Source organism: Rhodococcus sp. NPDC057529, assembly GCF_042802055.1.
In the GTDB taxonomy this organism is placed as follows: Bacteria; Actinomycetota; Actinomycetes; order Mycobacteriales; family Mycobacteriaceae; genus Rhodococcus_F.
Genome location: NZ_JBHVEY010000004.1, coordinates 138,692 through 150,578 on the forward strand (window position 1 = coordinate 138,692; position 11,887 = coordinate 150,578).

Genomic DNA, 11,887 nt, shown 5'->3' on the forward strand with positions numbered 1-11,887 from the left:
GGGTTTTTGTTTTTTTTTCTTTTTTTGTTGTTTTTTGCGTGGTACGGGGGAGGCCTGGTTTTTTTTTCCTCCCCCCCCCCCCCACGTCCGCGCCGAGGATCAGCGCGGACGGGGTGGCGGGTTCGCTTCCGTTGCCGCCGAGTTCGAGCCGGAGGGGGCTGCCCCTGTGGAACAGCCAGATCTCGGCGCTGCGCACGCTGTGCCATGCCGACTGTTGTCCGGGCATGAGCAGGAACAGGATTGCGGTGCCCGCCGACCGCGGACCCGGATAGTCGTCCGGCAGGCTCCCTTCCGGGATGGTGACGTCACTGCGCCACGTCTCGCGGTACCAGCCGCCTTCGGGGTGCGGGGCGAGGTCGAGGGTGCGGGCCCACTCCGGTAATTCCGTCATGGCCGCCATTGTGCCGCCCGGCGCGGCGTCCGGGGGTGGGGTTGCACCACCCCTGAGGTGTCTTATCTCGACGGCCCGGAGCCGCGATAGTCGTAGGTGTTCAGGAAGCGGGGGCACGACATCCCGTACACCATCGACGACAGGAGACAACATGCTCGGAATCATGCTCGGATTGGGCGGAGCCGCAATCGGACTCGGAATCGGCGTCATGGCCCTCGGGGTCGGCCTGCTCCTCAGTGACGCGACGATCAAACACGATGTCGGCGAACTCCCGGACTGACTCCGTGTGGGTCGACACCCGGCGGGGGCGGGTGCGGGCGCGAACAGCGGCCCGTACCCGCCACCCGTTGGCGTGGTTTCACTCCGTTCTGACCCGCAAGCGCGGGGTTGCCGTCCAGGCGCCGCCTGCCAGTGCGAGCGAGGTGCTCGACCGCCTCGCCGAGATGCCGGTCAGCGTCTGGACCTACGGTTTCGATCACGAGTCGGTGCGGCACCTGGGCCCGATGGCGCAGGATTTCGCCACCGCATTCGGGCTCGGTTCCAACGACCGTCGCATCGCGATGGTGGACGCGAACGGGGTGTGCATGGCGAGCATCCAGGCCCTGTACCGGCGGGTCATCGCGCTCGAAGCGGAAGTGGAGCGCCTGCGGGCGTAGCCGCCCCGCCCCCGTCCCCGCCGGCCGCCGCCGCGCGGCGTCCGCCCGGCCGCCACCAGTTGGCGTCGCCCAGCAGGTACATCGTGGCGGGCACCAGCACCATCCGCACGATCGTCGCGTCGATGAGGACTGCGGTCGCGAGGCCGACGCCCATCATCTTCACGGTGACGTCGCCGTCGAGCGCGAACCCGGCGAACACCGCGACCATGATCGCCGCCGCGCTCGTGATGACCCGGCCCGTCGACGCCAGTCCCTCGACGACGCTGCGGTGCGAGTCGCCCGTGGCGAGCCAGCGTTCACGGACCCGGGAGAGCAGGAACACCTCGTAGTCCATCGACAGTCCGAACAGGATGGTGAACATGAGGATCGGCACCCAACTCGACACCGGAAGAGCATGGGGGAGGCCGAGCAGCTGTGCACCCCAACCCCATTGGAACACCATCACCATGACGCCGTAGGCCGCGGCCACCGACAGCAGGTTCATGGCGGCCGCCTTCACCGCGACAACCGGCGCGCGGAACACGAACGTGAGCAGCACCACCGACAGCGCGACGACGAACGCGATCACCAGCCACAGCCGTTCTGCGAGGCGGGCCGAGATGTCGGCGAACACCGCGGTGAGTCCGGTGACGTGGACGCCGTCGGCGGCGTCGGACCGGATCCTATCGAGCAGTTCGGTGCTGCGGGGATCGCTGGGACCGGTGGTCGGCTGCACCGAGACGAGTGCAGCCGTCGAATCGGCGTTCGTCAGGACGGGTGTCACGGACGCCACCCCGGGTTCGGCCGCGAGGTCACGCACGATCGACGGAAGCTCGGCTGCCGGAACCTTGTTCAGGTCGACCGCCACCATCAGAGGGCCGTTGGCGCCGGGCCCGAACTCGGAGTCGATCAGGTCGTAGGCCTGACGGATCGTGTTGGCGGCCGGTGCGCTGCCCGCGTCCTGCGGCCACGTCCGCATGCCCAGCACCGGCGCGGCCAGGAGCAGCAGCACGCCGAGCGCGGTCAGCGCCCACAGCCACGGGCGGCGGCTCACCCGGATCGCCCACCGTTCGGTCAGCGGCGACGTCGTGCGACGTTCGGCCCGGGCACGGGACCGCGTGCCGAGGACCCGCGTGCCCGCCAGCCCGCACAGTGCGGGCACCAGCGTGACCGAGGTGAGCATCACGACGCCGACCATCGCGAACGTGGCGTAGCCGAACGACGCGTACATCGGCAGCCCGGACAGCCGCAACCCGAACAGGGAGACGAGGACGGTGGTCCCGGCGAAGATCACCGACGTCCCGGCCGTGGAGTTGGCGGCCGCGACGGCGTCCCGGACCGGCATCCCGGACCGCAGGCCCTCGGTGTACCGGGTGACGAGCAGCAGCGCGTAGTCGATTCCGACGCCGATGCCGACCATCGTCGCGATGGTCGGTGCGATGGTGCTGATGCCGGTGAATCCGGCCATGATCGTGATGAGGCCGGACCCGATGCCCACGCCGACGAGCGCGACGGCCAGGGGCAGTCCCGCGGCCACCACGGAGCCGAACGCGAACACCAGGATGATCAGTGCCAGGATCATGCCCACCGCCTCGGCGGTGCCCGACGGCTTGGAGATGTTCTCGGGCACCTGCCCGCCCAGTTCCACCTCCAGTCCCTGCGCCCGGGTGCCTGCGACCGCGGCGTCGAGGGCGTCGACGCCCTCGCTGCCCTGGAAGTCGGTGACCGGGATGCGGTAGTTGAGGCTGATCACCGCCGTGTCGGAATCCGGGGACAGGCGGGGCGGCGACACGGCACTCACGCCGTTCACGTCCGCCAGCCTGCTGCCGAGATCGGTGAGGACGCCGGGGGCGAGCGGGCCGGTGTCGGAGTGCACGACCACCCGGGCGTCCGCCCCCGACATCTCCGGGAACCGTTCGCTCAGCAGATTCGTCCCCTGCTGCGACGGCAGACCGGGCACGTTGTAGTCGTCGTGGTTGGTACCGCCGAACGCGGACGCGGCGGCGAACACCAGGACGAGCAGCGTCAGCCACGCGGCGATCACCCGCCAGGGACGGGTCGCGGCGGCCGCGCCGAGACGGGCGAGCAGGGCACTCATGGGGGCCTCCAGGAAAGCCGGATGGTTCGGTCACCTCCGACTGTGCGCCCGGCCGCTAGTGACCCACTTGGAACTCGCTTGGGTGGGTGGTCACCCGGGTGCGGGCGGCGTCGATCCAGGCCGGGCAGCCGCAGCGTTCGGCCAGTGCGAGAGCGGCGGCGTAGTGCGTGCGCGCCGACTCGGGCCTGCCGAGCAGCATCTCGAGGTCGCCGAGGACGGTGTCGACGGGCCCGACCGCGAACGCCGCGGTGTCGCCGCCCCCGATCTGCCCGCTGTACGGGCTCAGTTCCGCGTGAACGGACGCCGCCTCGTCCCGCTCACCCAGCCCGGCGACGACGATGCCGCGCAGCGACATCATGAGGGAATGGAAGAAGTCGTGGCGGACGGGCCGGAGGTGTCGCCGCACCTGACGCGCCTGCTCCGGTTTGCCGTTGCCGAGAAGGGCGAGGGCGTGCAGATCGGCGAGCACGTCCGTCGCGGCACTGTCGACCGTCGCGATCACGGCCTCGAATTCGCCGGCCCGGCCCTCGGTGAGCCGCAGCGTGAACACCGCGAGGGCGAAGACGCTGTCCGCGTCGAGGCCGGCCCGGACCATCAACTCGTGGCCGCGCTCGTAGTGGCGTTCCGCCGCGGCCAGGTCGCCGGTGAGGTGCGCGACCATGCCGCGATTCATCTGCCGGGTCGCCTGCGCCTGCTGGAACCGGTACCGGTCGGCCAGTTCCGACTGCAGGCCCATGTGATGTTCGATCGCCGGAATGTCGCCGTTGCCGGACGCGATCTCGGCCAGCAGGTGATGGCCGAGCATGGTGAACACCGGTAGCTGCGTCCGGTCGCCGATCCGGAGCAGTTCGTCGCCGATGACCTGGTCGCCGAGTGTGCTGGTCGGCGAGCCGGTGCCGGCGTGGACGGCGCAGAGCACCAGCCCGAGAAGCACCGGATCGTCCAGGTCGCGGGCGAGGACCTCGGCCTCCCGGACCGCGGACCCGGTGCGCTCGTGATCCTCCGCCCCGATCTCGTGGACCAGCGTGACCAGCAGCCTGCAGCGCACCGCCGGCTCCGGGTCCTCGTCCCGCAGCAGCGTCTCGATCAGGTCCACGACGGCCGTGTCCACTTCGCCGTAGCGCCGGTTGATCCACGGCGTCGGGGTGTCGACGAACGCGAGCACCCGGATCGCCAGATCGGTGCGGCCCGCGTTCCGGGCCAGTTCGAGGGCCCGCGTCCGCGAGCGGGCACCGTCCAGTCCGATGCCGGCGGCGAGTTGGGTGCGGCTGAGCTCGGTGAGGATGTCGACGCGCTCGTCCACGGACGCGGCGGCGTCGGGCGGCAACCGGTCGGCCGCGCGGAGGGCGTCGTTCAGGAAGCCGATCTCCGCGTCGTGGGCGTAGCGGTCGGCCGCCTGCGCCGCGGCCGCGACGTTGTGGTCGAGGGCCTGCCGTGCGGTCGCGGCGGACAGCGCCTCGGTGAAATGGTGCGCGAGCGCCGCGACGTCGTGCGGTCGCAACTCCTCGAGCGCCGACCCGACCCGGGCGTGCCAGCGGCTCCTGCGCAGGCGGGTGAGGTCGGAGTAGAGCGTGTCGCGGACGAGGGCGTGCGTGAAGCGGACGGTCCCCGCGCGCGGCTCGCCGAGCAGTCCGGCGATCACGCCCGATTCGAGTGCGTCGAACACGGCGTCCTCGCCGACTTCGGCGGCCCGGGTGAGGACGTCGACGTCGGATTCGCGGCCCACCACCGCGGCCAGTCGCAGGACGGACACGGTCAGTTCGGGGAGGCGGGCGATCCGCCTGCGGAGTACGTCCCGGACCCCCTCGGGCACCTCGGACGTGGCCACCAGTTCGCCTTCACTGTCCAGGAGCCGGGCGCTCTCCTGCAGGTAGAACGGGTTTCCGCCGGTCCGGTCGGCGAGCGCGCGGAGGATGTCGGGGTCGGGGTCGCGGCCCGAGACGTGCCGGATCAGCTCCGCCGACTCCTCGGGTCCGAGTCCGCCGAGGCGGATGCGCGTGGGTTGCAACGATGCGAGGTCGGCGAAGCAGTTCTCCAGGTTCGCGTCGACCTCGTCCGGGCGGAACGCGAGGATCAGCAGGATCGGCGACCGCTGCTGGGCGAGCCGCACGAGGATCGACAGGGTGTCCTCGTCGGCGCGGTGGACGTCGTCGAGGACGACGGCGAGCGGGCCGCGATCGCGGACGGTCGCGAGGTAGTCGGCGACGGCACGGTGCAGCAGGAACCGTCCGCTCGGGTCGTCCGGCCGCGCCGCGTGCGAACGATCGTCGGCGAGCAGGGGCGCCAGCGCGTCCGCCTCGGCACCGGGGTCGACCGACTCGCGCAGCGCCCGCAGGATTTCCACCCACGCCCAGGCGGGCGGGGCGCCGTCCACCTCGGGGCAGCGGCCCACGGCCACCTGCCACCCCGCGGCGTGCAGGGTGCGACGGAACCGGCGCAGCAGGGACGACTTTCCCGATCCGGCGTCGCCGCCGAGGAGGACCACGGGAGTGCCGGGATCGCTCATCAGGTCGGTCAGGGTCGCCAATTCCGCGGCGCGGCCGAGGAACCAGGGGTCCGGGGCGGTGTCGACGGGCACGGGGGTGCGAGCGGGTGCAGGTGCGGACGGGACGGTGCCCGTGAGGATCCGGCGTTCGAGTTCGGTCAGACCGGGACCGGGGTCGAGGCCGAGTTCGCTCGCCAGCCTGCCTCGGGCCTCCCGCAACGCGGCCAGAGCGTCGGCCTGTCGTCCGCTGCGGTGCAACGCCAGGGCGAGCAACCGCCACCCCTCTTCCCGGAGCGGATGGTCCCGGGTGAGGGACTGCGCGTCGAGTACCGCGCCCGCGGCATCTCCGGACTCGACTGCGGCGGCCACCACCCGTTCGCGCGCCACCACCCGCAGTTCCTCGAGCCGGGCGGTCTCGGCGAGCGCCCAGTGCTCACCGGCCACCTCGGCGAACGCCGGCCCCCGCCACAGGCTCAGCGCCCGCTCCAGGTCGGCCCGGCCGGTGCCCGCGGCGGAGCGGACCAGGTTCTCGAACTCCCACGCGTCAACCGCGGACGAGGGCAGGGTGAGCGCGTAACCGGGGGCGCGGCTCACCAGGACAGTGGAGTCCGCGCGCGGCGCGCGGTGCGGCTCCAGCGCCCGCCGCAGATTCGAGATGTATGCCTGAAGTGCACCGACGGCCCGCGCCGGGGGAGCCCCGTGCCAGAGGTCGTCGATCAGCCGATCCACCGGAACCACCTCGCCGCGCGCGACGAGCAGCAGGGCGAGCACGGCACGCTGGCGGGGGCCGCCGAGGTCCACCGCCCCCGATTCGTCCTCCGCCTCGAGCGTCCCGAGTACTCGAATCCGCACCATCGTGCCCAGCGTAAGCACTAGTGGCCTCCAAGTGCTCTCCAAGACGCCGAACCGACCCTTGATCGCATGACGACTCCGACTGCTCACACGACCCGCCCCGACACCCGCGAGATGGTGGTGGTCCACAACTGCTTCCGCCGCCAGTTCGCCGCGCTGCCCGCGCTCGTCCGCCGGGTTCCCGCCGGCGACACCGCCCGGGCCGCGGAGGTGGTGGCGTTCTTCGAGGAACTCGCCACCGCCCTCCACCACCATCATTCGAGTGAGGACGACCTGCTGTGGCCGAAGCTGCTCGACCGCGCGCCCACCGACGCGGCGCTGGTGCTGCGGATGGAGGAGCAGCACGAACGCATCTCCGAACTGCTGTCGCGGGCGCAGTCGCAGGGCGCCGCGTTCACGGCGGATGCGACGGACGGCGAACCGCTGGCGAAGACGCTGACCGCGCTGTCCGCGGCGCTGGGCGAGCACCTCGGTGAGGAGGAGCGGCACATCCTCCCGATGGCGGAGCAGTTCATGACGCTCGCCGAGTGGCAGGAGATGGGTGACCGCGGCCGCGCGTCGATCCCCAAGGACCGGCTGCTGGTGTTCCTCGGTTTCATCCTTCAGGGGGCGACACCCGAGGAGCGTCGAATGTTCCTGTCGGAAATGCCTTTCGCCGCCAGGATGGCATGGTCGATCCTGGGGCGGCGGGCGTTCCGCAAGGACTACCGGCGCATCTACCGCACCGAACCGGCCGCCTTCTGACGCCGGATCACCCTGCGCCGCAACCGGCCCCGGCTGGTCCGTTCCCACAAGCTCGGCGGGGTGCGCTCGGGATCCATCAGTTCGTTCTCGGCCAGCGGGCTGTCCTCGTCCTCGACCGTGTCCGGCTCGAACTTCTCCAGGGTCCGGCCGCCGCCGCGCAGCGCCTCGACTGTGCCCAGGAGCGACGACGTCTCGGTCAGCGTGTCCTCGAACAGCCCGGCCGGGACACCCAGGTGCTCGCAGACGAGCTGACGGCGGATGCCGAGGATGGTCTCCCGCAGTTCGTCCCCGTTCGCCGTGTCCGCGGTGACCTCGACCGCCAGATCGCATTCGGAGTCGAAACCCATCGACCGGTTGTTGAGGTTCGACGAACCCACCCGCAGGAGACGGTCGTCCATCACCAGCACCTTGGCGTGGACGTAGATCGGTTCACCGCCCGCCGTGACGGGGTAGTAGACGCCCAGCCGGTTCCCGGTGTCGGCCCGCCAGAGCAGGTGCAGCAACCGGCGGCGGGCGCCGTCCATCGCCTTCTGCTCGAGCCAGCCGTCGGCGTTGCGCGGCAGCACCAGCACGATCTCCGGCCCGTCCGGTTCGCGTAGTCGCGCGGCGATCGCCTCGGCGAGGGTGCGCGACGCCAGATACTGACTCTCGATGTACAGCGACCGCTCGGCGCCGGCGATCGCGGCCAGATACAGGGCCTCGATCTCCCGGACCTCGTCCCGGTCGTCGAGCTCCGGCAGGGTGCGTGCGACGCCCACGTCGACGGAACGCATCGTCGGCTCCAGCCCCTCCGGCCACGGCGTCCGTCCCGCGACCTCGTCGACCGCCGCCAGATCCTGCCCCGTGGCCGCCTTCCACCGGGTGCGGGCCAGTTCGCCGATGGCCTTCGCCGCGTCCCCGTCGACGGCGGTCGTCGCGTCGTGCCACGGCCCGTACCGCTTGCCGTTCGGCTGCGTCCGGTAATGGTTGCGGTCCCGATGTTCGGGGGTGTCCCACCGGTCGACGGTCATGTCGATGCCACCGCAGAACGCGAGCGCGTCGTCGATGACGACGATCTTCTGGTGGTGCGCCGAACCGATCGGGTGTGCGGCGTCGAGTTCGAAGTGCAGGCGGCGGTCCGTCACCCAGTTGACCACGAAGATCGGGGTCATCCCGCGTCCGATCGCGGTGAAGGCGCCGATATTCCACTTGAGCAGGTAGATGTCGAGATCCGGACGTTCGCGCGTCAGCCAGGCCAGGAACCGGCCGAGCTGGTTGGGCCCGTCGAGCGTCTTCTCGTCCGGTTCGAATTCGATCCTCGTGTCGAAGTCCCAGCCGATGAGGATGATGCGCCTGCGCGCCTGCAGCATCGCGGACTTGGCGTGACGGAAGTAGTCCGCCGCGTCGACGATGCACGCGAGACGATCGGCGCGGGCAACCTGCCAGCAAGTGTCGCCGGGAGTCAGGATCGTGCTGTCGTCGCTCATGTCGCTTCTGCTCTCCCGCCCTCGTGCGTCCCACTTTCCCGCGAGTGGACGATTCAGAGTACTGCGCCACCCCCGCGCAGCTACCGTTGAGTGGTGCGGAGATGGTGGCGCATCGTGGCGTTGCTCGCACTGGTCAGCGTGCTGTGGGCACCCACTGTCGGTGCGGATCCCCTGCGGGCCCGATCGAGTCCCGGCACCGTCGTCGCCTCGTCCGAGCTGCCTGCCGAACTCTGGCTCCGCGGAACCGGAAGTGCATACCGGATGACGTACCTGACCACCGACCGTCACGGCATCACCCCCTGCACCGGGATGGTGTTCGTGCCGCCCGGGACGCCGCCCGCCGGGGGATGGCCCGTCATCGCGTGGGCACACGGAACCGTGGGGGACTCCGACGCCGACGCACCCTCGGTGACGGGCGTCGACCCGCAATCCTCGGACTACGTGAGCAGCTGGCTGCAACTCGGCTACGCCGTGGCCGCCACCGACTACGTGGGCCTGGGCACCCCCGGGGTGCCGCCCTACCTCGACGGGAAGGTCGCAGGACGCAGCGTCGTCGACTCCGTGCGCGCCGCCAGGGAGATCGACACAGACCTCTCCTCCACGTGGATGGCCGTCGGACTGTCCCAGGGCGGTCAGGCCGCGGTGTTCGCCGCGCACGTGGCCACGTCGTACGGGCCGGAACTCGACTACCGCGGTGCCGTCGCCAACGGGGTGCCGTCGAACATCGAGACGGTGGCGAACTGGAGCGGTCCCGCGTTTCCGCCGCAGGGCCTCGCCGGTCTCACCGTGTACATGTCGTACCTGATCGCCGGGGTCCGGGACGCGTACCCGGAACTGGACGTCGACAGCTATCTGACCCCGGTCGGGAAGCAATTCGTGGACGCGGCCCCCGAAGTGCCGTTCCGGCAGTTCGCGGCCATGACCGGGAACGTGTCCGTGGCGCAGATGCTGTCGCGGGCGCTCGACGTGCCCGCGCTGCAGGACGCGTTGCGCGAATACCTCGAGGTCCCGGTCGCGGGGTACGACCGTCCGCTGCTGCTCGTGCAGGGGGTCACCGACGCGTCGGTGCCGCTCCCGCTGACGGAGAAACTGGTGTCCGAGATGCGCACGGCCGGTACGGTTCTCGACTACCGGGTGTACTCGGGTGGTCACTTCGGCAGCATGTACCAGGCGGGACCCGACCAGGCCTCGTTCGTCGCCTCGCTGATCAGGTAGGGGCGGGCAACCCGAGGTGGCGGGTGAGTTCGCGGGCCGCGGCCTGCCCGGCCCGGTTCGCGCCGATCGTGGACGACGACGGACCGTAGCCCACGAGATGGATCCGCGGATCCGACGCCACCTGGGTGGCCAGGCGTCCCGTCATCGTGATGCCGCCGCCCGGACCGCGCAGCCGCAGGGGTGCGAGGTGATCGAGCGAACTGCGGAAACCGGTGCACCACAGGATCACATCGACCTTCGCCTCGTGGCCGTCGGCCCAGCGGACACCGTCCTCGGTGATCTCGCTGAACATCGGCTGCCGCGTCAGCACCCCGCGTTCGCGGGCGGCACGGATCGCGGGCGTCACGGGCAGCCCCGTCACCGACACGACCGAGCCCGGCGGCAGCCCGCGGCGAACCCGGTCCTCGACCAGAGCGACTGCGGCGCGGCCGATCTCTTGTGTGAACGGCTCGTCCCGGAACTCCGGCGGACGGCGCGTCACCCACGTCGTGGTGGTGACCCGGGAGATCTCGTCCAGCAACTGCACCGCAGAGATGCCGCCGCCGACGACGAGAACGTGCTGTCCCGCGAAGTCCTGCGCCGAGGAGTAGTCCCTGGTGTGCACCTGGATGCCGGTGAACGACTCCGCGCCGGGGTAGCGGGGAATGAAGGGGCGTTCCCACGTTCCCGTCGCGTTGATCAGACCGCGGGCCGACACCACGCCGCTGTCGGTCTCGATCCGCAGACGCTCGCCGCGGGCGCACACCACCCGGGTGTGCACGGGACGGTGCACCGGTAACTCGAACTGCTTCTCGTACGTCGCGAAGTACTGGGGAACCGCGCTCGACGCGTGCACCAGCGCGGCCTCGGGGTCGTTCGGGTCCACGCCGACCGTCTCGGCGAAGCCGAGCCCGGGCAGGTCATGGACACCGTTGACGGTGCTCAGCGTCAGGGACGGCCACCGGAACTGCCACGCGCCACCGGGCCCCGGCGCGTGATCGAGCACGACGAATCCGGACTCCGGTTCCACCCCGAACCTGCGCAGATAGTAGGCGGCAGACAGTCCCGCCTGTCCCGCGCCGATCACGGCGACGTCCACTTCACTGTCCATATCGGTTCACCTCCACCCTCACAACTACCGGAGAGGCTCGTGTGTTCCGGCCGATTCGACTGTGGTTGGGTGACGGATGTCCAGTCGGGTGGGCAGGGGAGAATTCGGAAGTGGACAGCAATCACGAAGAAAGCGAGTGGACATGATCGGGACGAGTCGTGACGGCGACGTCTTCACCCTCGAACTGCAACGACCCGACCGTCGCAATGCGTTGAACACCGAGATCTGCGAACTGCTGCGCGAGGAGACGGAGAAGTCCGTCACCGACGGCGCGCGGGTGATCGTCCTCACTGGGCAGGGCAGCGCGTTCTGCGCGGGCGCCGACCTGTCGGGCGACGTGTACGCCGACGGGTTCACCGACACCCTGCTCGAGATGCTGCACACCATCGACTCGGTCCCCGTCCCCGTCATCGCCGCGATCAACGGCCCCGCGATCGGCGCGGGCAGTCAGCTGGCGCTCGCCGCGGACCTGCGCGTGGTCGCCCCCGAGGCGCGCTTCGCCATCCCCGCCGCCAAGCTCGGGATCTCCGTGGACCGGTGGACCGTGCACCGGCTGGCCGCCCTGATCGGCGGCGGACCGGCACGAACGATCCTGCTCGGCGCGGAAGAGGTCGGGGCGGACGAGGCACTGGCGCACGGCCTCGCCAACAAGCGCGGCGACCTCGCCGTCGCGCAGCAGTGGGCGCACTCGATCGCGCGCCTGGCGCCGCTATCGCTCCAACACCTCAAGATGGTGCTCAACGACGACGGCACCCAGAGTCCGCCGCCGCCCGAGCAGCTCGCGGCGTTGCATGCGGCGTGGAAGAGCTACGACGCGCAGGAGGCGAGGGCCGCCCGGGCTGAGAAGCGTCCCCCGGTGTTCCGCGGTCAGTAGCCGTCGGCCGCACCTTTCCCGCACGCGTGGTTACAGT

General features: G+C 70.7%; 10 protein-coding genes. 5 read left to right on the forward strand and 5 right to left on the reverse strand.

The annotated features are described in order from the left end of the window. Positions 1–391: cupin domain-containing protein (locus ACFU5V_RS09205; protein WP_378698599.1), on the reverse strand; the 391-nt coding region annotated here is incomplete at its 3' end. 151 nt (positions 392–542) lie between these two features. On the opposite strand from ACFU5V_RS09205, the gene ACFU5V_RS09210 reads away from it, so the two are divergent. Further along, positions 543–671, forward strand: coding sequence for a hypothetical protein (locus ACFU5V_RS09210; protein WP_009478066.1), 129 nt, complete (start codon positions 543–545; stop codon positions 669–671). 4 nt (positions 672–675) lie between these two features. Further along, on the forward strand, positions 676–1,047 hold the full coding sequence (locus ACFU5V_RS09215; RefSeq protein WP_378436472.1) for a tail fiber domain-containing protein: 372 nt from the start codon (positions 676–678) through the stop codon (positions 1,045–1,047). Here ACFU5V_RS09215 and ACFU5V_RS09220 read toward each other — a convergent pair. Further along, positions 1,007–3,124, reverse strand: a complete 2,118-nt coding sequence (locus ACFU5V_RS09220; RefSeq protein ID WP_378698601.1) for an MMPL family transporter — start codon at positions 3,122–3,124, stop codon at positions 1,007–1,009. The genes ACFU5V_RS09215 and ACFU5V_RS09220 overlap by 41 nt on opposite strands. A 55-nt stretch (positions 3,125–3,179) precedes the next feature. Then, positions 3,180–6,464 carry a BTAD domain-containing putative transcriptional regulator gene (locus ACFU5V_RS09225; RefSeq protein ID WP_378698603.1) on the reverse strand — a complete coding sequence of 1,095 codons (3,285 nt, stop codon included), beginning with the start codon at positions 6,462–6,464 and terminating at the stop codon, positions 3,180–3,182. A 66-nt stretch (positions 6,465–6,530) separates the two neighbouring features. On the opposite strand from ACFU5V_RS09225, the gene ACFU5V_RS09230 reads away from it, so the two are divergent. Continuing rightward, positions 6,531–7,205, forward strand: a complete 675-nt coding sequence (locus ACFU5V_RS09230) for a hemerythrin domain-containing protein (protein WP_378698605.1) — start codon at positions 6,531–6,533, stop codon at positions 7,203–7,205. Here the strand turns inward: ACFU5V_RS09230 and ACFU5V_RS09235 are convergent. Further along, complete coding sequence (locus ACFU5V_RS09235; RefSeq protein ID WP_378698607.1) at positions 7,178–8,671, reverse strand: phospholipase D-like domain-containing protein; 1,494 nt, start codon at positions 8,669–8,671, stop codon at positions 7,178–7,180. The genes ACFU5V_RS09230 and ACFU5V_RS09235 overlap by 28 nt on opposite strands. A gap of 114 nt (positions 8,672–8,785) precedes the next feature. Between ACFU5V_RS09235 and ACFU5V_RS09240 the strand changes: the two genes are divergently transcribed. Beyond that, positions 8,786–9,886, forward strand: coding sequence for a lipase family protein (locus ACFU5V_RS09240; RefSeq protein ID WP_378698609.1), 1,101 nt, complete (start codon positions 8,786–8,788; stop codon positions 9,884–9,886). On the opposite strand, the gene ACFU5V_RS09245 is transcribed toward ACFU5V_RS09240, so the two are convergent. After that, the gene (locus ACFU5V_RS09245; protein ID WP_378698611.1) at positions 9,879–10,976 is read right to left on the reverse strand and encodes an NAD(P)-binding domain-containing protein; all 1,098 of its coding nucleotides are present in this window, start codon (positions 10,974–10,976) and stop codon (positions 9,879–9,881) included. The genes ACFU5V_RS09240 and ACFU5V_RS09245 overlap by 8 nt on opposite strands. Before the next feature lie 142 nt (positions 10,977–11,118). On the opposite strand from ACFU5V_RS09245, the gene ACFU5V_RS09250 reads away from it, so the two are divergent. After that, entirely contained in the window at positions 11,119–11,850 is a 732-nt protein-coding gene (locus tag ACFU5V_RS09250) for an enoyl-CoA hydratase (protein WP_005244016.1), read from the forward strand. The last annotated feature ends 37 nt before the right edge of the window (positions 11,851–11,887 follow it).

Coding starts and splice junctions, on each gene's coding strand:
- ACFU5V_RS09220 (WP_378698601.1), bottom strand. CDS start 3,124: ATGAGTGCCCTGCTCGCCCGTCTCGGCGCGGCCGCCGCGACCCGTCCC.
- ACFU5V_RS09230 (WP_378698605.1), top strand. CDS start 6,531: ATGACGACTCCGACTGCTCACACGACCCGCCCCGACACCCGCGAGATG.
- ACFU5V_RS09250 (WP_005244016.1), top strand. CDS start 11,119: ATGATCGGGACGAGTCGTGACGGCGACGTCTTCACCCTCGAACTGCAA.
- ACFU5V_RS09225 (WP_378698603.1), bottom strand. CDS start 6,464: ATGGTGCGGATTCGAGTACTCGGGACGCTCGAGGCGGAGGACGAATCG.
- ACFU5V_RS09245 (WP_378698611.1), bottom strand. CDS start 10,976: ATGGACAGTGAAGTGGACGTCGCCGTGATCGGCGCGGGACAGGCGGGA.
- ACFU5V_RS09210 (WP_009478066.1), top strand. CDS start 543: ATGCTCGGAATCATGCTCGGATTGGGCGGAGCCGCAATCGGACTCGGA.
- ACFU5V_RS09235 (WP_378698607.1), bottom strand. CDS start 8,671: ATGAGCGACGACAGCACGATCCTGACTCCCGGCGACACTTGCTGGCAG.